Source organism: Catenovulum sp. SX2 (assembly GCF_052056295.1).
In the GTDB taxonomy this organism is placed as follows: Bacteria; Pseudomonadota; Gammaproteobacteria; order Enterobacterales; family Alteromonadaceae; genus Catenovulum.
Map to the genome: position 1 here is coordinate 3,728,183 of NZ_CP182493.1, position 24,396 is coordinate 3,752,578.

The 24,396-nt window shown below is 40.4% G+C and carries 21 protein-coding genes and 4 tRNA genes; 15 read left to right on the forward strand and 10 right to left on the reverse strand.

All coding sequences use genetic code 11. The annotated features are described in order from the left end of the window. Positions 1–13: 13 nt before the first annotated feature. The 4 genes from doeB2 to purE all read right to left on the reverse strand — a co-directional run bounded on the left by doeB2 (position 14) and on the right by purE (position 3,730). Positions 14–1,177 (reverse strand): N(2)-acetyl-L-2,4-diaminobutanoate deacetylase DoeB2, encoded by a 1,164-nt coding sequence (doeB2, locus tag ACMZOO_RS15720; RefSeq protein WP_440904262.1) that lies wholly within the window; start codon positions 1,175–1,177, stop codon positions 14–16. A 188-nt stretch (positions 1,178–1,365) separates the two neighbouring features. Further along, positions 1,366–1,932, reverse strand: a complete 567-nt coding sequence (locus ACMZOO_RS15725; protein WP_016957308.1) for an outer membrane beta-barrel protein — start codon at positions 1,930–1,932, stop codon at positions 1,366–1,368. A gap of 199 nt (positions 1,933–2,131) precedes the next feature. Beyond that, entirely contained in the window at positions 2,132–3,214 is a 1,083-nt protein-coding gene (gene purK, locus ACMZOO_RS15730) for a 5-(carboxyamino)imidazole ribonucleotide synthase (protein WP_440904263.1), read from the reverse strand. 21 nt (positions 3,215–3,235) lie between these two features. After that, positions 3,236–3,730 carry a 5-(carboxyamino)imidazole ribonucleotide mutase gene (purE, locus tag ACMZOO_RS15735; RefSeq protein WP_016957306.1) on the reverse strand — a complete coding sequence of 165 codons (495 nt, stop codon included), beginning with the start codon at positions 3,728–3,730 and terminating at the stop codon, positions 3,236–3,238. A 268-nt stretch (positions 3,731–3,998) separates the two neighbouring features. Between purE and ACMZOO_RS15740 the strand changes: the two genes are divergently transcribed. From ACMZOO_RS15740 to ACMZOO_RS15755, 4 genes are all read left to right on the forward strand, one after another. After that, positions 3,999–5,246, forward strand: coding sequence for a valine--pyruvate transaminase (locus ACMZOO_RS15740; RefSeq protein ID WP_440904264.1), 1,248 nt, complete (start codon positions 3,999–4,001; stop codon positions 5,244–5,246). 138 nt (positions 5,247–5,384) lie between these two features. Further along, positions 5,385–6,290 (forward strand): 30S ribosomal protein S6--L-glutamate ligase, encoded by a 906-nt coding sequence (rimK, locus tag ACMZOO_RS15745; protein WP_016957304.1) that lies wholly within the window; start codon positions 5,385–5,387, stop codon positions 6,288–6,290. A gap of 3 nt (positions 6,291–6,293) precedes the next feature. Continuing rightward, positions 6,294–6,791 carry a mechanosensitive ion channel domain-containing protein gene (locus ACMZOO_RS15750; RefSeq protein WP_016957303.1) on the forward strand — a complete coding sequence of 166 codons (498 nt, stop codon included), beginning with the start codon at positions 6,294–6,296 and terminating at the stop codon, positions 6,789–6,791. Beyond that, positions 6,788–7,231: an ATP-dependent zinc protease family protein gene (locus ACMZOO_RS15755; RefSeq protein ID WP_440904265.1), complete on the forward strand. Its 444-nt coding sequence runs from the start codon at positions 6,788–6,790 to the stop codon at positions 7,229–7,231. The genes ACMZOO_RS15750 and ACMZOO_RS15755 overlap by 4 nt, the downstream gene beginning before the upstream one ends. Positions 7,232–7,240: 9 nt before the next feature. On the opposite strand, the gene ACMZOO_RS15760 is transcribed toward ACMZOO_RS15755, so the two are convergent. Next, positions 7,241–7,930, reverse strand: a complete 690-nt coding sequence (locus ACMZOO_RS15760; protein WP_440904266.1) for a YIP1 family protein — start codon at positions 7,928–7,930, stop codon at positions 7,241–7,243. A 70-nt stretch (positions 7,931–8,000) separates the two neighbouring features. On the opposite strand from ACMZOO_RS15760, the gene ACMZOO_RS15765 reads away from it, so the two are divergent. Both ACMZOO_RS15765 and ACMZOO_RS15770 read left to right on the forward strand, forming a co-directional pair. Further along, positions 8,001–8,780 (forward strand): ABC transporter ATP-binding protein, encoded by a 780-nt coding sequence (locus ACMZOO_RS15765; RefSeq protein ID WP_440904267.1) that lies wholly within the window; start codon positions 8,001–8,003, stop codon positions 8,778–8,780. Next, positions 8,777–9,979, forward strand: a complete 1,203-nt coding sequence (locus ACMZOO_RS15770) for an ABC transporter permease subunit (RefSeq protein ID WP_440904268.1) — start codon at positions 8,777–8,779, stop codon at positions 9,977–9,979. The genes ACMZOO_RS15765 and ACMZOO_RS15770 overlap by 4 nt, the downstream gene beginning before the upstream one ends. A 64-nt stretch (positions 9,980–10,043) precedes the next feature. Here the strand turns inward: ACMZOO_RS15770 and ACMZOO_RS15775 are convergent, their stop codons facing one another. Both ACMZOO_RS15775 and gloB read right to left on the reverse strand, forming a co-directional pair. Further along, positions 10,044–11,654 (reverse strand): LysM peptidoglycan-binding domain-containing protein, encoded by a 1,611-nt coding sequence (locus tag ACMZOO_RS15775; RefSeq protein ID WP_440904269.1) that lies wholly within the window; start codon positions 11,652–11,654, stop codon positions 10,044–10,046. Between the two features lie 61 nt (positions 11,655–11,715). Continuing rightward, positions 11,716–12,477 (reverse strand): hydroxyacylglutathione hydrolase, encoded by a 762-nt coding sequence (gene gloB, locus ACMZOO_RS15780; RefSeq protein ID WP_440904270.1) that lies wholly within the window; start codon positions 12,475–12,477, stop codon positions 11,716–11,718. A 41-nt stretch (positions 12,478–12,518) separates the two neighbouring features. On the opposite strand from gloB, the gene ACMZOO_RS15785 reads away from it, so the two are divergent. Further along, positions 12,519–13,271 (forward strand): class I SAM-dependent methyltransferase, encoded by a 753-nt coding sequence (locus tag ACMZOO_RS15785; protein ID WP_440904271.1) that lies wholly within the window; start codon positions 12,519–12,521, stop codon positions 13,269–13,271. On the opposite strand, the gene rnhA is transcribed toward ACMZOO_RS15785, so the two are convergent. Next, entirely contained in the window at positions 13,268–13,729 is a 462-nt protein-coding gene (rnhA, locus tag ACMZOO_RS15790; protein WP_016957295.1) for a ribonuclease HI, read from the reverse strand. The two genes, ACMZOO_RS15785 and rnhA, sit on opposite strands and share 4 nt — an antisense overlap. A 133-nt stretch (positions 13,730–13,862) precedes the next feature. On the opposite strand from rnhA, the gene dnaQ reads away from it, so the two are divergent. The 6 genes from dnaQ to ACMZOO_RS15820 all read left to right on the forward strand — a co-directional run bounded on the left by dnaQ (position 13,863) and on the right by ACMZOO_RS15820 (position 16,586). Continuing rightward, on the forward strand, positions 13,863–14,576 hold the full coding sequence (dnaQ, locus tag ACMZOO_RS15795; protein WP_440904272.1) for a DNA polymerase III subunit epsilon: 714 nt from the start codon (positions 13,863–13,865) through the stop codon (positions 14,574–14,576). An 11-nt stretch (positions 14,577–14,587) separates the two neighbouring features. Further along, complete coding sequence (locus ACMZOO_RS15800; protein ID WP_440904273.1) at positions 14,588–16,033, forward strand: TIGR03503 family protein; 1,446 nt, start codon at positions 14,588–14,590, stop codon at positions 16,031–16,033. Positions 16,034–16,152: 119 nt separating this feature from the next. Continuing rightward, positions 16,153–16,229 (forward strand) — tRNA-Asp (locus ACMZOO_RS15805). A 32-nt stretch (positions 16,230–16,261) separates the two neighbouring features. Continuing rightward, positions 16,262–16,338 (forward strand) — tRNA-Asp (locus ACMZOO_RS15810). Positions 16,339–16,379: 41 nt separating this feature from the next. Continuing rightward, positions 16,380–16,456: transfer RNA gene (locus ACMZOO_RS15815), tRNA-Asp, on the forward strand. 53 nt (positions 16,457–16,509) lie between these two features. Beyond that, positions 16,510–16,586, forward strand: a tRNA-Asp gene (locus ACMZOO_RS15820). Positions 16,587–16,690: 104 nt separating this feature from the next. Here the strand turns inward: ACMZOO_RS15820 and ACMZOO_RS15825 are convergent. Continuing rightward, positions 16,691–17,572 (reverse strand): hypothetical protein, encoded by an 882-nt coding sequence (locus tag ACMZOO_RS15825; RefSeq protein WP_440904274.1) that lies wholly within the window; start codon positions 17,570–17,572, stop codon positions 16,691–16,693. 135 nt (positions 17,573–17,707) lie between these two features. On the opposite strand from ACMZOO_RS15825, the gene ACMZOO_RS15830 reads away from it, so the two are divergent. Continuing rightward, the gene (locus ACMZOO_RS15830) at positions 17,708–18,160 is read left to right on the forward strand and encodes a YaiI/YqxD family protein (protein WP_440904275.1); all 453 of its coding nucleotides are present in this window, start codon (positions 17,708–17,710) and stop codon (positions 18,158–18,160) included. A gap of 54 nt (positions 18,161–18,214) precedes the next feature. Next, positions 18,215–21,220 carry a TonB-dependent receptor gene (locus tag ACMZOO_RS15835; RefSeq protein ID WP_440904276.1) on the forward strand — a complete coding sequence of 1,002 codons (3,006 nt, stop codon included), beginning with the start codon at positions 18,215–18,217 and terminating at the stop codon, positions 21,218–21,220. A gap of 84 nt (positions 21,221–21,304) precedes the next feature. Here ACMZOO_RS15835 and ACMZOO_RS15840 read toward each other — a convergent pair whose 3' ends face one another. Then, a complete protein-coding gene (locus tag ACMZOO_RS15840) occupies positions 21,305–24,139 on the reverse strand; it encodes a TonB-dependent receptor (RefSeq protein WP_440904277.1) in 2,835 nt (944 codons plus the stop codon). Between the last annotated feature and the right edge of the window lie 257 nt (positions 24,140–24,396).

The window sequence follows — 24,396 nt, forward strand, 5'->3', positions numbered from 1 at the left end:
ACGTTGACTAGGTTCAAGGAATTGCAACACCAGTAAGGCGTGCAAATAGGCGACAAACTAAAGGAATTAATTTGTCATTAAAATCGTAGTTTGGGTTGTGTAATGGAGCTGGTGTAACTTGGTTTTCTTTGCCACCAATTAACGCAAAAGCACCAGGAATGTGCTGTAAATAATAGCTAAAATCTTCAGAAGCCATGACGGGTAAATTAATTTGCGCATGCGCTTTTTCAGCACCAAATTCGTCGATCCAGGTTTGACGTACCTTTTGCGCAGCTTGCGGATGATTTTGCGTCGCTTGATAACGCGGTGAAACTTTTACCTCAACAGTTGTTTGATAAGCTAGGGCCGTTTGTTGACTAATTTGTTGGATCTGTTCAACCAATTTGCTGCGATAATTTTCGTTGGCAATACGAAAACTACCGGTTAATTCAACTATATTTGGCGTGACGGTCGGCGCGTTTGTATCCGATTGTATACCTGTGACGGACAGCACTAATGGGTTTTGTGGCGTGTTTAGCCTGCTGACAATTTGCTGTAAAGCGAGAGTGATAGCACTTGCGGCTAGAATTGGGTCTTGGCAATTTTCTGGTTGGCTTGCGTGGCCGCCTAGCCCTTGCACTTTTATCGTAAAAGTACCATTGCCGCACATAACCACAGAGTCAGGGCAGGCGATTTGACCTAATTCGAGCGTTGGCCAGTTATGCCAACCGTAGATCACATCAATACCTTTGAGCGCGCCAGCTTCAATCATCTTTTTAGCACCATGGCCACCTTCTTCAGCAGGTTGAAATATCAAACTTACAGGCTGAGGTAACTCTGCTTCGTTTTGCTTTAGCCATTTGGCGGCAGCCAATAAAGTTGCAGTGTGGCCATCGTGCCCACAGGCATGCATTGTGCCTTGCTGGGTAGATTTCCAATCGCACTGATTGTTCTCCTTGATTGGCAAAGCGTCTATATCTGCGCGTAACGCGATATGGGGTTTGGCTGTTAATTGTGGTGCGAGCCTAGCGATAGTGCCAGTTTCAGTACATTTTTCCCAAGGGATATTCAATAGATCTAATTGCTGGCGTATATAGTCAGCTGTGTTGAATTCTTGCCACGACAATTCAGGGTGCGCGTGCAAAAATCTGCGAGTTTCAATGGCGTTTTCAAATAAAGTGGTGGTGCAGTTTGTCATAAGACTCCCTAGCTAAAGTTTAGTGCAGCTGTACACCTCGTTGATTAATTAAACTATTTTCTAATCTCAGTGTAGGAGCTGTGATGGCTTGTCGCAAATGGAGTTCTAGAATTATTAGGTATAAGGGTATGCAGGTTAGACCTAGTTGGCCTAACCTAGTTGAAGTTCATTCAGTCAAATTATCCGCGTTAAAACTGATAACCTATATGCAAAGTTGCAAAACCAACCAGTGGATCTACATCATATCCAGCAGCTAGTCTATCTTGTTTACCACTTGTGGTTTTTGTATAGCCTAAGCCCATCCAAGGTTGTACATACCATTGTTTGCTGTCAAACAATGGGTAGCGGTAACCAAGACTGAACATTAATAAACCATTAGTGTATTCAGCATAACTATTTTCTGCTGATACTGCGTAATCTTGGGTGGATATTTGTGCTCCTACATACCAACCTTCTTGGTTGGTATTAAAGTAATAGTCAGCAAACAAACCTACACCTCGTTCTAAATCGACAGTCCAATCTTTGTTGTCGTTTTCTGAGTTTAAATCAACCATAAAGCTAGGTAGTTCAAGTGAATAAACACCTAAACCTAACCGCCAATTTGGTGCAGCTGCTGGGCTAAATTTAATATGGAGTGAATCCCCACTTTGTACAAAAGTATAAGGGTCGGTTTCAATTGCGAATTTGTTGTCAGCAACAACATTAGTTGAAATTGCAGCAAACATTGCCGCGCCAATTAAACTGATTTTTTTCATTTGATATCCTTAAGGTTCCATTGAGTGTTAACCGGCGGCTATGCTAACGATTTAAATCAATAAAATTAAGTAGTTACCAAATAGGAAGTCAGTTACTTTGAGGTAAGAATTATGATGGAATCTAGCGTAGAAACTGAAAAAAAATTTTAGGGCTAGAAGTGTATCTAGCCCTCAGAAGTGCCTCAGGAGAGTGAACGGCTTATAAAAGCTCGTTTTTCAACCAAGCTATGGTTTTAACATAACGTTCAGGTAATAACGGCTGCATTTGATCTAGTGCAGTTTCAATGTTCTTTTTACCTGTTTTACTAAAGTTTATATGACCAACTTTACGCCCTGGGCGTACAGATTTTTGATACCAGAATAATTCAGAACCTTCGACCGCTAACCACTGCGCATCTAAGTCACAACCAATTAGGTTGATCATAAAGTTAGTATTGCGCACGCTTGGCTCAATCATAGGTAAACCTGTCACACAGCGTACATGGCTTTCAAATTGACTGATGTTGCAACCTGCTTGCGTCCAATGGCCGCTGTTATGTACACGTGGGGCAATCTCGTTAATGAGGATGTCGTCACCAACGCGGAAACATTCCATCGCCATTACACCTACATACTCAACCGCTTCCATTAAAGTAGTCAGCATTTTTTCAGCCACGGCTTGATATTTATCTAAACGCGCGAGTGGCGCAACTGTTGCGGTTAAAATACCATCTTGATGTAGGTTTAACGCCAGTGGATAAAAATAACATTGGCCATTTTTATCGCGCATACCCACCAAGGAAACTTCTTCATCAAAGTTTATCGCTTGTTCTGCAATTGCATTGTTGTGCCAGTCTGCAGGTATAGTCGAACTTTCAGCTTGTTTTAACCAATGTTGGCCACGACCGTCATAACCACCTGTGCGGCGTTTTAACAATACGCGCTCACCTAGTTTGTTGTGTAAGTCTGCTTCTGTGGTATTTGCTTCAACCAATTGCCAAGGTGCAGTTGCTAGACCTAACGAATCTAATAAAGATTTTTGTTTAAAACGGTCGGCAATAGTGGCAAAAAAGTTTTGGTTGGCGAAATTTTTGTGCGCAGCCAAAACGTTGGTCACAGGTGTTTCTGGCCATTGTTCACGCTCTGCGGTTACCACATCATTTTCACCTAAAACAGGTGCGGTATCTGCATCAATATCAACAGGTATTACTTTTACACCTAATGGATAAGCTGCGTGTTGCAACATGTTTCCAAGTTGGCCTGCACCAAGTACCCAAACAGTTTGATCAAAATAAGCTGTCATTTTATTAACTCTTACAAATGGTTAAAGTTCTTCGCGAGGATCAGGGTTGGCTAGGACAGTTTCCGTTTGTTCATTTCTGAATGCTTCAATGCGTAAAGCCAATTCTTGATTTGTGGTCGCTAAAATTTGTGCGGCAAACAAACCTGCATTGTATGCACCTGCTTCACCAATAGCTAAAGTACCAACTGCAACACCTTTTGGCATTTGCACTATTGAATATAAGCTGTCGACACCACTTAAAGCGCGGCTTTGCACTGGAACACCTAATACAGGTAAACGGGTTTTAGAGGCAACCATACCAGGCAAATGAGCAGCGCCGCCTGCACCAGCAATAATCACTTCAAAGCCATTTTCTACAGCGCTTGCTGAAAAGCTCATTAATTTATCTGGTGTTCTGTGAGCAGATACAACTTCAACAACGTAAGGCACTTGCAGTGAGTCTAATACATCGGCCGCATTTTTCATGGTTGGCCAGTCACTCTTAGAACCCATGATAATGGCTACTTTTGCTTTCACTAAAAACTCCTAATAACCCATTTAGGTTATGTTTAAACCGTTTTATTTCATCTAATTAGCGATGAATCAAATTATCGTTCAATACAATAAATAAAATCACCACAATAATTGCAGTGACATAAAATAAATATTAACTTGGGAGCCGTTTGCACTTTGCAACCGCGAGGGTGCGCGGCAAGTTGATTGGCAAGCGACTATAATAACACGTGTTAGCCCCAACAAGCTAATAAAACCCGTTTATGATTTTACAAAAACCTTTCGAGGCAAGATGAAACTTTCAGATTTAGGTAAACAACTCACGCAAGATTCAGCCATAGTGAGTTTGATGGAAGATTTGGGTGATGCACTTAATGTTAACCCAGACTTACTCTTTTTAGGTGGTGGCAACCCAGCTAAAGTTGATGCTTTTGAGCAACTGATGGCTGAACATTTGGCGGATATTAGCCAAAATCCTGATGAGTTGCATAAATTACTCGGTATTTACCAGTCCCCGCGCGGCTCTGAAAAACTCATTGATGCTTTAGTTGAATATTTTCAAACTGAAATGGGTTGGCCAGTCAGTGCTGATAACATTGCATTGTCGAATGGCAGCCAATCAGCATTTTTTATTTTAATTAATATGTTGGCAGGGCAAGCAGGTGATAGCAAAAAACACTTTTTGTTTCCGTTAGTGCCTGAATATTTAGGTTATAGTGACCAAGCTTTGGCGGATGATTATTTTAAAGCCTGCAAGCCACTGATTGAAAAGCAAGGTGATGATTTATTTAAATACCATATAGATTTTGCTAACTTACACATTAGTGATGAAACCGCAGCTTTATGTGTGTCGCGTCCAACCAATCCAACTGGCAATGTGGTCAGTGATGATGAACTAGAACAACTAACGCGTTTGGCAAAAAATCACAATATCCCACTCATTATCGATTGTGCTTATGGTGCACCTTTTCCAAATATCGTTTATCAAGATGTGACCTGTCAGTGGGATGAACACAGGCTATATGTGTTTAGTTTATCTAAGTTAGGATTGCCAGCCTGTCGCACTGGGATAGTTGTAGGCCATCCCGAACTGATTAGTCAGTTTGTTAAAGTAAATACCATAATGAGCTTAGCCAATGGCAATTTAGGCCCTGAGTTGATGTCACGTTTGTTAGCGAACAAACAATTAAACCAAGTATGTAGCCAGCATATTTTGCCGTTTTATCAGCATAAACGTGATCATATGCTTAGTTGTATTCGTCAAAATTTAACTAAAAACACATATCGAATTCATCAACCAGAAGGGGCGTTCTTTTTGTGGTTATGGTTTGAAAATTTGCCAATTAGCTCAACCGAACTTTATCAGTTGTTAAAAGAAAAAGGCGTGTTGGTGATGGATGGTGAGCCATTCTTTTTTGCGGTTAAAGATGATTGGCCACATAAACATCAGTGTATTCGTTTGTCGTATTGTCAAAGTGATGAGGTGATTGAACAGGCGATTGAAATTTTAGCGACTACACTTGAAGGATTAACTAAATAGCTTAGATTTATAACTAAGTGAGTTCACAATAAATAATTTTTGCAAAACACTTGTTTCTTAAAAATTTAATGTAATGATAGCGCGCCTTTTCGGGGCAGCCTATAAACTGTTAACTAACTCTAATTCAAGGATATAAACATGCGCATTGCTATTTTATCTCGTAACCCAAAATTGTATTCGACTCGCAGATTAAAAGAAGCTGGTGAGGCGCGAGGGCATGAGGTTGATATAATCGATACATTGCATTGTTATATGGATATTACCAGCTCTAACCCAATGGTTAGATACAAAGGTGAGGCTTTACCTGAATATGATGCGGTTATTCCACGTATAGGTGCATCTGTTACATTTTATGGCACTGCAGTTGTTCGTCAGTTTGAAATGATGGGCACTTTTTCTATTAATGAATCAGTCGCTATCAGCCGCTCGCGTGATAAATTAAGAAGTTTACAATTATTGTCGCGTAAAGGTATTGGTTTGCCAAAAACCGGTTTTGCTCATCATCCTGACAATGTTAGTGATTTAATTGCCGGTGTGGGCGGCGCACCTGTGGTGATTAAACTGTTAGAAGGCACTCAAGGTATAGGTGTGGTTTTAGCTGATACCACTAAAGCCGCTGAGAGCATTATTGAAGCTTTTATGGGTTTAAAAGCTAACATATTAGTTCAAGAATTTATTAAAGAAGCAGGTGGTGCGGATATTCGCTGTTTTGTTGTTGGTGATAAAGTTGTTGCAGCAATGAAACGTCAAGGTGCGGAAGGTGAGTTTAGATCTAACCTACACAGAGGTGGCAGCGCTGAACTTGTACGCTTAAGTAAAGAAGAGCGTGCAACAGCCGTTAATGCGGCAAAAGCTATGGGTCTTAATATGTGTGGGGTTGATATTTTACGTGCAAACCGCGGCCCAGTTGTGATGGAAGTAAATTCATCTCCTGGTTTAGAGGGAATAGAAACTGCAACCAACAAAGATGTAGCAGGTATGATAGTTGAGTTTCTCGAAAAAAATGCTAAGAAAAATGCTACTCGCACCCGAGGTAAAGGATAAACAATGAATTTAATCGGACTATTGTTCGCGCTAGCAGTTATTGCTGGTTATTGGTTGGTTAAACAAGCAGTTGGTCGAGTTGTCGACAAAATAGGCCAAGAAAAAAAGATTGACGAAAAGCGTGTCTATTATGTGCGCACAGTGCTGAACTTGGCCATGATAGTGGTCACTTTTATCTTAGTCAGCTTGTCGTTAGGCATAGATTATAGCCATTTAACTATTTTCTTTTCGTCAGCCTTTGCTGTTATTGGTGTGGCGTTTTTTGCACAGTGGTCGATCCTCAGCAATGTTACGGCTAGCATTATTGTGTACTTTTTCTTCCCGTATAAAGTGGGCGATAAAGTGAAAATTGTTGATGGCGACAATAGTATTGAAGGCAAGATTAAAGAAATTACTTTATTTCACGTAATTTTAGTTGGTGAAGGCAATCAATTGTCGACCTATCCTAATAGCATGGTCTTTCAAAAAGCTGTGATTATTCAGCCTGAGGGGAATGTATGATCCGCGATAAATTATTAATTGGCGCTTTAGAAAACGTTAATTTGCCAGAGCTTGGCATCACTGATTTAAAAATTAGAGTCGACACGGGTGCACAAACTTCTTCATTGCACGTAGACAATATCCGTTCAATTAAAAAGAATGGTAAACCTTGGGTTAAATTTGATATTCACCCGAATTTGTACAATGTAGATGAAGTAGTAACAGCGGAAGCTAAATTAAAAGACGTTCGCTGGATCAAAAGCTCGAATGGTACGCGTCAACAAAGATATGTGATTGAAACTTTATTCCAAATTGGTAACAGAGAGTGGCCGATTCAAATTACTTTAACCGACCGCTCAGATATGACCTATTTAATGTTGTTTGGCCGTGAAGGTATGGCAGACCATGTATTAGTCGACCCATCTGAAACCTTTATTTGCTCCGGCGACAATCCAGAATAATTGGGGCGCTTAACCAAATACCAAGCTAAAAACCAGCATAAAAATAAACGGAATGATGCAAATATTTGCAATTGTGCTGGTTTTTAATTGAGTTCGCACTGACAAACCATAAAACAACAGCACAATAGACCAAATACTAAATAAATCAAAACTAGCGGCAAAATTATAAAATTTGTCTGTCGGTGATAACGCGAGTATTTGATTGAGCGAAGTAACTTGCAAATCCATTAATGGTGTTTGGCTAGTATCAGCGACAAGAATAACTAAGCTTGATAAGGCGAGTTGTAAAACTGCAGGGATTTGCACCCACCAATAAAAGCCAAACCAATCTTTAAAACCATCGGTGTTCTGTTCATCTAATTTAGTAATTACGTTCAAATAAACGCTGGTAATTAATCCATAAAAAACCAGCATTAACACGCTACCAATAGATGCAGATAAACGTATTGTTTCTTCTGTGAGCTGTTGGCTAAGTTGTTCTTTTTCAGCCGGTGTTGCTTGGCCTAACGATGTATTAACTGTGTAGTCAACTAACCAAGCCATATCGACATTATTAAAATACAATGCATAAAACAGCTGCATGCTTAACATGATTAAGATAAAAGCAGGCCAGCTCGATATGTTTTTTTCGGCAATTTCAGTAAAGGCATATTTAGGTCTAGTGACCATATCTTGAAATAAACTTAGCTGCAGTTTCATGTTGAATTTATTTGTTTTTTTGTAAAACATAAGTTTAACATAGCTCTAATCAAATTCACTAGGAAGTGTCATGTTACAACTCAACAATATTAATAAGCGGTTTCGGCTAAAAGATGCTAAACAAAGTAACACCTTATGTGCAACCGACCCTAGGGTATCCGGCCGTTTTTTTTATGCATTAAAAGACATCAATATTCATTGTACGGCAGGTCAAGTTGTTGCTTTGCTTGGGGCAAATGGCGCTGGGAAAACCACTTTGTTACGTGTGCTTTCAACCGCGCTGCAAGCTGATAGTGGTGATATTTGTATTGATGGTCAAGCCGTAGCCAAAGACCTAGTTTATTATCGAAAATCTATTGGATTTTTATCTGGCAGCACTGGCCTTTATGCGCGCTTAACCGGCTTTGAGAATTTACGTTATTTTGGCGAGCTTTATGGTTTAAAAGCCCAAGCTTTGGATACGCGTATTAACGAATTGGTTGAACAGTTACAAATGACAGATTTTATTCATCGTCGTTTTGACGACTATTCAACCGGCATGAAACAAAAAGTTGCGATTGCCCGTGCCGTATTGCACCGACCTAAGTGGGTTATTTTAGATGAACCAACCACAGGGTTAGACATTAAAGCACGCGAAGTGATCTTAAGTTTTATCGAAGGCTTAAAAATACAAGGTGTTGGGGTAATTTTTTCAACCCATGATTTATCTGAAGTAGAGCGGTTATGTGAACAAGTATTTGTAATTGACCAAGGACAAGTACAGTTTGCTGGTGAATTACAGCAGCTTATTCAGCAAGGCGCAGGTAATTTATACCAGTCAGTTTTAAGCTACATGGAGCAGTCAGCATGATTTCAGTCATTTATAAAAAAGAAATGTTAGAGCTTATCCGCGATAAAAAAACATTGGTGTTTATGATTTTATTGCCTTTGTTAATCTTTCCAGCTCTATTTGGCGCTTTGGCGGTATTTGCTAGCCACTCAATTAAGCAAGAGCAAACACGTACCTTAACCTATGTTGTAACGGGCGCAACTGAGCAAAATCCAGTTATCAGTAAACTTGCTGAACAAACCGACTTTAAGCTGTACCAAGGAGATCTGCCGGATGACATCGCGAGTTTAATTCGCCATGGCAAAATCGATTTTTGGTTAGATATATCACAAGAATACACAGGTGAAATGGCCGGTAATCACCAAAGCCAATGGCAGCTTTATTACAACAATGCCAGTGGGGTAAATTCAGCTAAATACAGAGTCGAACGTATTGTTGCCGATATTAATACTCAACTGACGGAAACTAAGCTGATTGCACTTGGTTTAGATGCAGAGAATATATCTGGGGTATTAACACCGATAAAACTTATCAATAAGGACATTGCTGAAGAAAAAGAAAGTTTAGGCTCTAAGCTTGGTGGGTTAGTTGCGTATATATTGTTGCCACTGTGTTTATTGGGCGCTATTTACCCCGCAGTGGATATTGCCGCAGGTGAAAAAGAGCGTGGCACTTTAGAGTCGTTACTGATTACCCCTTCTACTCGACTTGACTTGGTTATGGGCAAATTTTTAACTGTGTTTACCGCCTCTTTTATCTCAGCTTTTAGCGCGCTCTTTAGTTTAGCTTTTTGGAGTTTTGTTTTTGCCCAAGGTTTTGCCATAGACATAATTGCAAAAATTGTCGGTACACTCGGTTTATTTGATTTGACCTTGGCCTTGATGATGATGCTGCCTTTGGTGATGAGTGTATCTGCATTGGTGTTGTGTATCTCAATTTACGCGAAAAACTTTAAAGAAGCGCAGAACTTTATGGCGCCGCTGAGCTTTTTAATTTTTGTGCCGTTAATCGCAGCTATGATGCCGGGCATTGAATTGAACTGGCAATGGGCATTTGTACCAGTGAGTAATGTAGCATTAGCGATAAAAGAAATACTTAAAGGGCAGGGTGATACGATATTGTTATTTACCGTTTGGTCGAGTCAGCTTGTTGCCGCTGTTGCATTAATTGCATTTGCGACTTTCTGGTTTAAACGTGAGTCAGTATTGTTTAGAACTTAACAAAAAACGCCAGATTAGCTGTTAATCTGGCGTTTTTATTTTGACTGTTAGTTGCTCTAAGGCTTTAGATGCCCGTCACATCAACATGGAGTACCAGTTGTTGCTCCGGCTGCAAATAGTTGCGGCGGCTAATTTTATTCCAGTTTTCTATATCTGAAATGGTGACTTTAAATTTTTGCGCGATACGTGCGAGTGAATCACCACTTCTCACTTTGTATTTCACTTTGCGTGTGGTCGGCACATCCCCATATTTACCCATAAACGAATCAGGTTGTTGTATGGTTAAATTTTGCCCAGGGAATATAGGATCGCTTGGCGACATATTGTTCCACTTAGCTAAGTCACGCACATTTACTTTGTGCGCTTTGCCAATATCCCAAAAAGTATCACCACGTTTAACTGTGTATTGAATACTACTTTGGTCATTTTGGCTGGCAATAGTTGTTACTGATGCACCATCATCATTCGCTGGATAAATACTTGAGCTTGCTGCCGAGGTTGGGATCATTAGGTAATCACCTTTGCGAATATGATGCCCTTTAATTTTATTGGCGGTGCGAATGGTCTCAACTGTCGTTTGATGGCGCTGCGCTATAGTGCTGAGTGTATCACCTGATTGAATTTGATAGCGACGCCAACTAATCAAGGTATCTGCCGTTTTACTTGCAAGTTTGGCTCTAAAAGCTTCAGCTTTATCTATTGGCAATAAAAATTGATGTGGCCCGTCTGGCGAGGTTGCCCAACGATTATACCCAGGGTTATATGAAGTTAAGTCATTAACATTCATTTCGGCTAATTCAGCGGCAATGGCTAAATCAATTTGCGATTCAACTTCTACTACATCAACCACTTGTACATTTGGAATAGTGTAAATATCAATGCCGTATTTATGTGGGCGTTTAACTATATCAGCTAAAGCCAATAATTTTGGTACATAAGCGTCGGTTTCGCGTGGCAGTTCCAGCGACCAATAGTCAATATTTTCACCAGAGCGGTAATTTTTTTGAATCGCGCGTGCAACACGGCCTTCGCCTGAGTTATAAGCAGCAAGGGCATGCAGCCAATTACCATCAAACTGCTGGTGGAGTTTTTCTAAATAATCGAGCGCAGCTTTAGTTGAAGCGACTATGTCGCGGCGGCCGTCGTACCACCAGTTCTGTGCTAAACCAAAACGTTTTGCGGTAGTTGGCATAAATTGCCATAAACCAGAAGCAGCAGAAGGTGAGTAGGCATATGGGTCAAACGCACTTTCAACAATAGGTAATAACGCCAGTTCCATTGGTAACTCACGTTTTTCTATTTCTTCTACTATGTAATATAAAAATGGTTCAGCACGTTTAGCAACACGGTTTAAATAATCAGGATGATTTACGTACCATGCGCGTTGAATTTGCAAACGACGGTTTTCAGCAACAGGTAAAGTAAGCTGGCTTTGAATGCGTTTCCAAACGTCACCATATACAACTTCGTTCGCTTCAGTTCCTTGGTTTAGCGCCACAACTTGACTGATATCTGGATAAACTTCAGTTGTGTCGTCTACAGCCGCAATAAAATTGCTCTGTTCATTTACCTCTATTTCTTGGTTAGTCGTGGTAAATGTTTGTTTTAAATCAGGAATTGACTGGCAGCCAGCCAACATCATAAGAGCTGCCGAAATGGTGGTGCGTTTGTACATAAATTAACCTGTATAAAATTGCTGTCAGAATGTTACTGATTCACGTTCGTTTACGCAATGTTTAAAAGGTATCTTTTAACTTTCTAAGCGCAGCAAAAGCACTAGCAGGATCATTTATTGATTGCTGTGTGAGTTGGCTAAGCCTTTGTTGTAACCAAGTTTTGTCGGTATTGAGAAACGGATTTAACTGTTTTTCTAGGCCAATAGCAGAAGGTAAACTGGCTTGATTATTAATACGCTTTTTTGTGACTTGGTTTTGATATTCGCCGAGCTCTTGGTTATTTGGGTCAATATGCCGAGCAAATGTGATGTTGCTTTGAGTGTATTCGTGGGTACAACAGACTTTAGTCTCGTCATTTAATTGTTTGAGTTTGTTTAAACTGCCATTAAACATAGCTGCTGTACCTTCAAACATCCGCCCACAACCTATACTGAACAAGGTGTCACCACAAAAAACATAATCGTCATTAAAATAGGCGATATGGTCAAGCGTGTGGCCTGGTATTTCAATTACATTAAATTCGATACCAAGCTGTTGAAATTTAACTGTATCACCTTCATTTAGTCTTACATCAATCAAATCAAACGGGCAACTGCTCGGGCCATAGATAGTAATATCTGGATACTGTTGTTTTAACCTTGCAACACCATTAGTATGATCCCAATGATGGTGGGTTATTAAAATTGCGACTAAGCTTTGATTACCAAGGGCTTGCATTACAGGTGTTGCGTCACCTGGATCAACCACAAGGCTGTATTCCTGGTTATGCACATGCCAAATATAATTGTCGGATAGGGCTTTAATCGGTTCTACTAATAACATAATAACTTCAGCTTAAACGTGTTTAAGGTACTTATATTTTGATGAAACCAGCACTACAAGATTTGTTACTGGATATTCCTACTAGTTGGAATGATATTCCACAGGGCGGTTTTGTCAAAAAACAAGTTGAGCGACATTTAAACCAATGGTGGCCAACTGTGTTTGGCTACCACTTATTAAAAGTCGGCAGTTTAAGTGCAGAAATAGACAGTTTAGCTTGCCCGATTAAACATCAAGTGAATGTGGCTACTTTAGGTGATAGACAAGGCGTTGTTGCCGATATCCATCATTTGCCATTTAAAGAAAACTCTGTTGATGCGGTTTTACTGTCGCATACCTTGGATTACACCCATGATCCACATCAAATATTACGTGAAGCGCATAGGGTATTGGTGGCCAACGGCTATTTATTTATCACTGGCTTCAACCCAATGAGCCTAGCTGGATTATTTAAAATATTGCCAGGGCGCAAACACAGTGCACTCAAACAAGCACGATTTTTTAGTACCAATAGAATAGGTGACTGGCTAAATTTATTAGGTTGTGAAGTGGTGAACGACCAAAGGTTTATTTATGGGCCTTTGGGTCATCAACCTCGGCACTTTCATAATAGGTGGTTACCAGCGATAACCCATCAATATTTACAAAGATTTGGTGCCGTTTATTTGTTAGTTGCGCGTAAACGCGAATTACCACTGACACCAATTAAACCTAAATGGAAAGTAAAACCCAATTTAGCGACAGTGGGCAATGTGCGTATTCGCAATGGGGTTCACCCTAAGAGTCAGGTTTAACTCTGATAACCTGTATCTTCTAATAAGTTAGCACTTTGTGCAGCGTTACGGGCTAAGTCGTCACACAATTCGTTTTCGGCATGACCAGCGTGGCCTTTAACCCAGTGCCATTCAACTTTATGTTTTTCACAAGCTGCGTCTAATCGTTTCCACAGGTCGACATTTTTCACCGGTTTTTTGTCAGAGGTTATCCAGCCTTTTTTCTTCCAATTTTTAATCCATTGATTTATGCCGTTTTTAACATACTGGCTGTCAGTTGTAAGTGACACATCACAGCGCTCGTTTAACGCTTCTAAACCGGCGATTGCAGCTAATAACTCCATGCGGTTATTAGTGGTTAGTTTAAAGCCTTGGCTTAAATGTTTTTCGTGTTTGCCATAGCGCAATACCGCACCAAATCCGCCTGGCCCAGGGTTACCTAAACAAGAACCATCGGTAAATAATTGAATTTTTTTCATAATCTATAATAAAGATACTTTTATTTGTTGCAGTGGATTATACCCAAACTAGTTGAAAATGCATTTGGGGTATAGTTCGCTATCAGTTAATATTAAAAGCAGAACTAGTAAGTTAGGTATTTTAGGTAACAAAATGGCACGTCAAATCGTTTTAGATACGGAAACAACGGGTATGAACATGGGCGGCGGCCCGGTATATATAGGTCACAGAATTATTGAAATTGGTTGTGTAGAAATTATTAATCGCAGATTAACCGGCAACCATTTTCACGTTTATATTAAACCAGACCGCTTAGTTGATCCTGAAGCGATTGAAGTTCATGGTATTACCGATGACTTTTTGGCCGATAAACCACCTTTTGAACAGGTAGTCGACGAATTTTTAGAATTTATTGATGGCGCAGAGCTGGTTATTCATAACGCACCGTTCGACGTTGGTTTTATGGATCACGAGTTCGAAAAATGCGGCAAAAATGTCAAAACCGCTGATATTTGTACAATAACAGATACCTTAGTTATGGCTAAGGAAATATTTCCAGGAAAACGTAATAACTTAGACGTTTTGTGTGATAGATACGGTATCGACAATTCGCACCGTACTCTACATGGCGCTTTACTGGATTCCGAAATTCTTGCCGACGTTTATTTATTGATGACAGGCGGGCAAACTGCGCTGAACTTATCATCAGATGCAAATGAATCTGGCCCATCTAATCAAATTATTCGTTTGCCAGCTGACAGAAAAAAATTAAAGGTTATTGCCGCATCAGCCGATGAAATAACTGCACACGAAGAAAGGCTTGATATTGTTGAAAAAAGTGCCGGTTCAACAATCTGGCGAGGATAGAGGACAAAAAATTGAAGCGACATTCTGGGTTTATCTTATTTGTGACATTACTGCTTGCGTTTAACGTTAGTAGTAACGAGCAAGCTATGGTTTCTATTGATATACCAACACCTGGGAATGTTGCTTTAGATGCAGTTAAAAATTTAAATTTGCCAAAACATCTAAGTGGCATACAGCTGATTGATAATCGCTTTCGTATAGATGCACACACCAAAGAAATTGTTATGGTGTTGTTTCGTAAAAAAGGTTCACCACCTGTTATTCTTATTCGACCTGATGGTTCAAAAATATACGCTCCTATGATAACGCCCGAACAAGGGCAGTGGTTCGACGACAGCAACTTTGACATGATCCGCTTAAAAGACCCTATGGTTGGGCCTTGGCAAGCCGTTGGTAAAATAGAGTCGGGCAGTAAAATAATGGTGCTGTCAGACGTTAAGCTTAAAGCCGAGCCTTTGCCGCAAGTTATTTTTTCCGGTGAAACCATTAAATTGACCGCGCATCTATTGAATGGTGGCAAGCCGATAGATTATGCAGATTTTAGTGATGTGGTTAAGTTGGATGTTACTTTTACCAGTACCAATAATTCCAACTATGATAATTTTGGAGCGGATGCTGAAAAAGTTGCGACTTTTAAAGATGATGGCCAAGGTTTTGATGAAAGGCGCAAAGATGGCACATTTACTGGCGAGTTTAAACTCAATATCACCTCGGGTGAATGGCAACCAAGTTTGTTCATCGATTTGGCTTTGTTTAATCGTGAGCTGTTGCTTGACCCTATAATTGTTGAGGCAGTGCCCTTTATCTTGTCTGCCGACAAAGCGATAGAAGCCGACCAAAAACATGTTTTTCATATTGAGCCTGCAAGCTCGTTAATTGATTTTTCCACTTTTGCTTTTAGCGGTGAAATTTTCTATCCAAACGGTGAAGCAGAAAAATTCGCCATGACAGAATCAACTGAAGGCAAACAGAGTTTCCCATTGTTCAATTACGCCGACGGTGTATACAAAATTAAAGTGTTTGCTTTCGGTAAAAATGCCAATGGCCGCGACATGATGATAGATGTGCCTGAATTTACTTTTAACGTTGCACCTTTACCGGTTGAAATAGACGAAAGTGCGTTAATTCCGGTAGAGCAGGCGGTGGAAAATTTGCCAGAAGAGGCTGAAAAAGCCAAAGAGCCTGAAGGTTTATCACCAAGCATGCTAATTTTGTTGGTGATACTGGGTAATTTAGTTGTATTGCTAATCGCATTTTCTATTTATTGGTTTGTATTTCGCAAAGGTAACAAAACACCAGCGAGAAAATCCAAAGGCAAATTCAAGTTTAATTGGAAATTTTGGCAACGTGATAAAAAGGCATCCAATGAGATGGAATTGCCTGAACAGCACGCTGTGGACAAAATATCATCAGAACCTGACGATATAATAGACTTAACCCTACCAGATGAAACTTAATTATAATTTTTTATAAAAAAGCTGTTGACTCATGGGTGCTGAGTCCTTATTATTGCGCCCGCTTCTGACGCAGGGCAACTTGTGTTAGGGGAGTAAATCTTTGAAAGATAAGATAATGCGGAGTGGTAGTTCAGTTGGTTAGAATACCGGCCTGTCACGCCGGGGGTCGCGGGTTCGAGTCCCGTCCACTCCGCCAACTTTCTTCTTAGATTTATTTGATAATACTGCGGAGTGGTAGTTCAGTTGGTTAGAATACCGGCCTGTCACGCCGGGGGTCGCGGGTTCGAGTCCCGTCCACTCCGCCACTATTATCGTTATGAACATTTTGCGTAAAGCATACCGCTGCGGAGTGGTAGTTCAGTTGGTTAGAATACCGGCCTGTCACGCCGGGGGTCGCGGGTTCGAGTCCCGTCCACTCCGCCATCTTCATAATGCTTGTTCAAATTCGCGAAGTTTCAAAAAAATCATACCACTGCGGAGTGGTAGTTCAGTTGGTTAGAATACCGGCCTGTCACGCCGGGGGTCGCGGGTTCGAGTCCCGTCCACTCCGCCACTTTTATAGTTTTTATATCCCCATTCTAATTTTTATTTATTTGCAATACTCTAAAACCATTTTTATATTCTGTTACCAAGTGGTAGTTCAGTTGGTTAGGTTGCTTATTTATAAATAACACTTGTATCCAACCAGTATTTCTTTTCTTGCAAGATTGCTTTACTTTGAGCAGACAATGTTGGATTTTCTAATTTATATATTTTTCTATTGGCTAAGTTAGCTTTCTGCAAGATCTCTTTATATCTAGGGTGGTTGTAAAATAAGCGATCAAATTCGCCATTATCAAATAATGCATCCAATCCTATATTGAGCCTTTGTTGTAACCTACGATTTTCTTTACTCACAAAAAAGTAAATGGGTAGCGGGTAGTGCAGCGCTATGGTGGATTCCACTTTGATTTGTCTGTCTGGTTTTAGTTCTTTCCATGGTTCGTGCAAACCTCTAGGATAAAAATCAAATCGATTTGACTCCAACATTCTGACCAAACTGTCTGGATTACCTTGCAACACTTTAAAGTTATTATGCTCAAGTACAGCTACGTCGCTCCAGCCATAACCTTGTCCAGCTATCAGGGCTTTTAACTGAGATAAATTTGATATTTTATTAAATTTAGCTTGTTCATTTTGTCGAATTAGAAAAATTCTAAAACCTTGAGTTCCTTTGTATAAAGGAATGTATATTGCCTGCAGTTCTTGTTCTAATTTGGGGTTTGGTACACTCCAAATAATGCTTAGCTCTCCTTGCTGGACTAGTTTGATTAGCCTAGTTCTAGGAAAGTTTTCGGTGGTTAGCATAGGGTTTAATAAATAGTCGCCATAGTCGGGCCGGGTATGCTCTAGTGCCTTTTCTAGCATAGTCAGCAAAAAAGGTTTTTCTCCTGGGCGAATTTCAGTATTCAGTTGATAATGGACATAATCAAGTGCGTAGGCGCTGGTGTGTGTTACAAGCACAACTAACATCATGCACTTTAGCCAATATCGTGCCATTGCTAACCTCAAAATAACCCCAAAACTTGCAGATTAGTTAAGTCTAGAAGCTGAATGCTGAATTGCCAACTTGCATCTTGCTGGTGGATGATGCTTAATTGCGTCAAATTATTAATAAAAGCAAATAGGTTGTTTATGACGAGTATTTGGGTTGATGCTGATGCGTGCCCCGTAGTCATTAAAGAAGTCTTGTTTCGTGCGGCGAATCGCACGCAAAAAACTGTTACTTTAGTGGCCAATCAATACATTAAAACACCGCCGTCGAGATTTATTAAAACCATTCAAGTAGAGAAAGGTTTTGATATCGCAGACAATGAGATTGTTCAACGTGCTGAAGTAGGTGATCTTGTGATCACAGCTGATATCCCACTTGCCGATGAAGTTATTAGCAAAGGCGCACTAGCTTTAAGCCCAAGAGGGGAGCTTTTTACCAAAGAGAATATAAAATCACGGCTAAATATTCGTGACTTTATGGACACGCTACGCTCCAGTGGAATTCAAACCGGTGGTCCAGCCGCATTAAGCCAAGCCGATCGCCAACAGTTTGCTAATTATTTAGATAGATGGTTAGCGGGTAGCCTAAAGTGATAAAATGCTAAACCTGAATTCTGTTCACTAAAGTTTTATTGTATCTAACTATTTATGGCTAATCCTAAATATTATGTATTGCTGTTCGGTTTGTTTACCTGTGGTTGCGCGCATAGTATTGAGGCGGTTGTTAGCCAACAAAAACAACAAGTTCACTATTTTAATATTGCTAGAACAGATGCTGCGAATGCACTTAACCAGCTGGCTCAACAAGCCAATGTGGTTTTGGTGTATTCATATGAAATGGCAGAAAAAGTCGAGAGCAACGCTTTACACGGCTATTTTGCTGTCAAAGACGCTCTGAACTATTTACTGCGCGATACTGGTTTAGCCGTAGTGGAAAAAGACGGTCAAATCGTCATCCTTGCTGAGCCAATCCAAGTTGTAAATACTTCCGCCCAAGCTATAACAAAGCCAGCTGAGCAGATTCAATCATCCACTGAGTTTGTTCAAGCGGTGGAGGTTATAAAAGTAGGTGGTTTGCGCGCAAGTTTATACCGAGCGCAAGATATTAAACGCTCGTCTAATACAATTATTGAAGCCATCGCCTCAGAAGAAATTGGCAAATTGGCAGATATCACTTCTGCCGATACAGTGTCGCATTTAGCCGGTATTCAAGTTGAAAGATACAATGATGAAGTAAACCGCATTTTAGTTCGCGGTTTGCCTAACTTTACCACTACCTATAATGGACGCGAATTTTTTACCGCAGAGTTGAGAACAGCGCGCCTGCAAGATTTCTCCTCACAATCTATTTCTGAAATCGAAGTACATAAAGCAGCATCAGCCGACATTATTGAACCAGGGTTAACGGGTGTAGTTAACATACGCACACACAAGCCGTTAGATTTTTCCGGTGAAAAAATTACCGGTGCATTGTCAGCCACCTACAACGACCAAATCGATACAGTATCTCCGAGTGGACATTTGTTATATAGCAACAGTTGGCAAACTCAATATGGACGCTTTGGTTTTCTTGGCAATATCTCGCAATCGACAGCTGAATATTACAACGGGGTAAAATACAACGCGACAAGCTTCAGCCAAATAGACGGTCAGGGCATCATTCCCAATTCGGTTGGTTTGTATAACAACGGTGGTTATAGAAAACGTCCGTCGGTCAATGTCAGTTTGCAGTGGCAACCAAATGAAACCACTGAGTTTTATTTTGATAGCATTTATCAAGGGTTCGACAGCGAAAAGTATGTTGACCACTTAATGTATAACTTAGCTGCAATTGATGCGACTTTTTCGGAGCCGATTTTTAGTGAGATTGAGTTCGACGCTAATAATTCGCAGCAAGCGGTTAGTTTGCATAAGCAAGCAGGGCGCCCGCCTTATGCTTATCGTTCCACTTCTCGTGGTAAAACAGACACATATCAACATGCGGTTGGCGCAAGTTGGCGAGCGAATAAATTAGTCATAAAGACGGATTTAGCATATACAGATAGCGAATATAGTGATCAGCACTGGAGTTTAGACTCGGCTTTTGCCCAACCCGCAAGTGCAGATGTTCGTTTTGCAACCCAACAAGGTGCGAGTATTTATTTAACTGGCATTGATGCGAGCAATGTCAATAACTATCAATTGCGTGGATATTTTGAGCTAGACTTTAACGCCAAAAGCCAAGCTGTGCAGTGGCGACTCGATGCAGAGTACAGTACAAATTTTGATTTTATCCATACATTACAATCAGGCTTTAGAATAACTGATAGGGATATGAGCATTGAACGTGGCACCCGCTATGCTTATTTGCTCGATTTACATCGGTCTTTATCGGATGTCTCGTTTGTTGGTTTTACTTTAACGCCAAATCCATACCGGCATGATAATTCAAGCTTCAGCCAATATATAGCGCCAACACGCCAAAGCATACAAGCTAATCATCTGGAGTTAGCTGAGTACGCTCACGACGGGTTAATTGCATTATCACAGCAAGGAGAGCAATGGCAGTGGGCTGAATCGGCAGCTGAAAATTGGCAAAGTCCAGACGTACTGCCAAATCCAGTCAATTGGCTAGAAGGGCGCGAACAAACTCAAGCCTTATACTTACAAGCCAAAACGTACAATCAAATATCATCTATGAATTTGGACGGAATTTTTGGAATTCGATTGGTTAATACAAGATTAGATATCAGTGGTAACTCAGTAATTACAGATAACGGCGAGACTTCAATTACCGCTCGAAATGAACGTAATAGCTACTTAAACCTATTGCCTAGTATCAATTTAAACTTATCTATAACAGATGAACTGCTGTTGCGCCTTGCCTATAGTAAATCATTAACTCGTAGCGACTTTGTTCAATACAATCCGGGCAATGAATTAAATGTACAAATTTCGGATGACGCTGTAAAAAGCTATAACGGCAGTGGTGGTAATTCTAAGCTGAAACCCGGGCTATCCGACAATTATGATATGAGTTTAGAGTACTATTTTTCGGATAAAGGATACATTGCCGCGGCACTGTTTAAGCGTAATTTGTACGATATGCCAGTGAGCAGTACAAGTGCTGTTGACGATTATGCATATGGGCCAATAACAATTTCTCGACCAGAGAATATCGGCAGTAGCAAACTCGTGGGTGGCGAGATTAATGTGCAATCGTTTTTTGATTGGCTCGACAAACCCTTTAACGGATTTGGAGTGAGCGCAAATTTAACTTATCAAGACGGGCAAACAGACAGAGTGCCAATTGGCAACTTTAAAAATGATTACATATGGGCACTGTCTAATTGGACGTATAACTTGGCTGTTTTGTACGACTATGCTGATGTAAGTGCAAGAGTTTCGTATAACTATCGTTCAGGTTGGACAAACTGGGCTAGCTATCAACAAGATATAGATGCGGTATTGGTTAATAAAACAGAATCTCGCGGTCGGTTAGACTTAGCGGTTAGTTATAATTTTAGCGACCGATTATCTATTTTTAGCCACGTTAGTAATTTATTAGCCGAGCCATTACGCAATTTCACTAGCGTTGGTGACAATATTAAGTTTCCACAAGATGTAAGAGACGAAGGGCGCTATTTAACGCTTGGTATGCGTATGGAGTATTAAATTTTATAAATAGGCTGGTACAACTATACCCGACCCGTTTGGGTATAACCCAGCCTATTGGAGGACACACTTTAACTAAAAGGATTAAAAGCTAAATTTAAGCCCTACACCGTAATATCGTCCTTCATCACGAATGTCTTGCGTATATGCAATGTTATCGTTGTGTTGAACATAGTTATGGAAAGGGTTGGCCATAATATTTGAAATATCTGCGTAAACCGTGAAATTGTCGTTAATTTCGTAGCTTGCAGATAAATCTAATCTATCTCTTGCTTTGGTTTTGTTGCCAGTAAATCCTTCGGCGCCAATGGTGTTGCGGAACCAGTTCACCCAAGTGTCACGTTTGTTATAAGAAAGTCGTGCTGAGAATCCGTCTTTTTCATAAAAAACTGCAGTGTTGTAGGTGTATTTAGACAAGCCTGGAATTGGACCATAAGTTTCTTCTCCTACAGCGTCTAGCTCTCCCGGGAAGCGCTCCTTGCCCTCTAAGCGAGTAACGTTTGCTGATATACCAAAAGCATGCAGAGCTTCAGGCATAAAGTCATAATCCATAAAGGTTTGAGCATTTAATTCCCAACCCCAAATTTCACCATCGCCTGTATTTTCAGGTTTCGAAAGCCTTACCGTGCCATATTGTTGATCTTCAACGTTACGCGGATAGTTGCGTGTAAAACCAAACAAATCACGATAGAAAGTTGCACCGCTTACGTAAGCTGAATCAGAGAAATAATATTCTAAGCTAATATCAAAGTTATCAGACGTTAATGGTTTTAAATAAGGGTTACCAGATGAAGCGGTTGCATCATAGTCTTTAGTGTTATCGTTAGGATTATCCGACGGTGGCTCAGGTCTGATTTCTGAACTAGGGTTCAATGCAGCGAAGTCTACTCTTGTGCGAGTTTTGGTATAACTAGTTCTTAATTTTAAATCATCAGTTAAATTCATTGCCAAGCTGATATTTGGTAAGACATCAGTATAGTCGCCGCCAACTGTAATATTTTCGAGCGTAAGGTTATAATTTTCGTCAAACAGTCTTGAGGTACCCGTTACTTCGGTTTCAGTGCGAGTAACTCGAGCACCTGCAACTAGGTCTACTGGCATATCACCAAGATCAAACATAAATTTTGCCTGTAAATAGGCAGCGTAGGTTTGCTCTTTCGCTTCAAAGTAATTCGCCGGATCGTAAGCGACTTTAGGCGTTAAAAATTTTTCTGCTTCACCTAATGCCCAGCCAAAGCGAGCAGGATCACTATTACCTAACTCAGTTGCAGACTCATAAGCAACTTGGCTCAACTTTTCGTGATTATTGATTATGCTATCGCGGGTTGGTGCTAGGTATGTAGTAAAACCTTGTTTATCACTACGGAATGGGTTGAACGTTTGTTCATATTCTAAGAAATCAAGGCTCGACAATGGTTTGTTTAAATATAGAACACCTGCTAAGCGATTTCCTGAATCACGCGTTGCATCACGGTCGGTAAAACGCACGCCAGCTTGAATTTTATTTAATATGCCGTCGTCAAAAGTATAGGTAAGGTCGGTTTTCCACTGTACGCCCGAGCCGCCAACTTTATAATGGCTCTCAAAGTATCCGCGGAAGTTATAAGCGTCTAGATCGTGAACATTGGCGTTCGGCGCATCAAAAGTTACACCACCTTCTTCACCAAAAAAGTCGACGTTTACTAGCCAGTCTTCCCGTGTTGACGTATCGAAACTCCATTCTTCTTTTTCGTAGGTACTGTCTGTATAAGCTAAATCTGTTTCGATTTTTAATGGGCCATTTTGCCACTTAGCACCTACTGCAAATTGATATGTATCTGTCGCACCTTTGTTGGTTGAACGATAGGCCATTGCTGGTAAACCACCAGACTTAGTTAAACTGGCTGCTTGTCCGTCATCTGTACCTTCTACCATAACCACATTCGTTAAAGTTGGGTCGCCAAATTGAGTTGGATATCTATCCCAATCGACTAAATGAAACCAAAAACTATCAGCTTGGCCTTCACCACGGAAACCTTGATAGATTGCATCAGCGTAAATTTCTAATTGGTCATTTGGTCGCCACTGTGCAGCCATATTCCATGATGGACGAGTTCGTTTACCTGAATCTTGATAAATACCCACTCGGTTTGGGATTAAAAACTCACCGTCACTAAACTGTTCTGGGCTAATTGAACCCCATTTGTTTGCATTTCTAAACCAAGTGTCATTGTAACGTACACCATTATGGTATTCAGATTGGGTGAAAGTCGCGTTAGCCAAAAAGCCAATTTCGCCTAGACCTGTAGTCCAGCGATTTGAATATAAAATACTGCCTGTTGGAGAGGATTTTTCGCTTTGATCGTTATAAGCGTAACGTAAAGTGCCAGAAATTTTCTCACCATCAAAATCAAATGGGCGGCGAGAGCGCACATTAACTAAACCTGCTAAGCCTGGCTCAAGTAAATCGGCTGTGCCCGATTTATAAACCTCAATACCAGCTAAAGCTTGCGATGGAAAATCTTGCAACTGCACTTGGCGTAATTCAGCGGTGAATAATTCGCGACCGTTAAAGGTTGTGGTTACATTTGGTAAACCACGAATTAAAATATCACGCGCCTCATCACTACGGCGGTTTACTTGAATACCGGCAATACGAGCAATACTTTCTGCTGCGGTTAAATCAGGTAATTTACCAATATCTTCAGCCACAATTGCATCAACAATTGAGTCTGAGTTCATTTTGATATCTTGGGCTTTCATTAAACTTGAGCGTAAACCTTTTACAAGAATGACTTCTGCATCTGTTGAGTCTGTTGCTTGTTCTGTTTGTTCAACTTCGGCATCTGTTTGTTGTGCGAGTACTTGGCTTGGTATGAGAACGGTCGCTAGCGCGACTGACAGTGCGGTTTTCGCAAATGGGATACATAAGCGTGACATTTTTATCTCCTCGATACGGATTTTATATTTTTCATAACCTAGTTGCCGCACGGTCAAAGTGCGGGCGTGTGTGTAGTAACTAAAAACCTATTAACTACTATGGTATGACTTTATGGTTGTTTTAAATCCGTAAAAATAATTGGGTAAATATGTTTTGTTCGTGTTTTAAAGTTGTTTTTATTGATATGTTTGAAGACTTGTTAGAGGATGGTAATTGTTAAAGGCGCTGGATATACTGGGCAAGAATAACAAGCTGA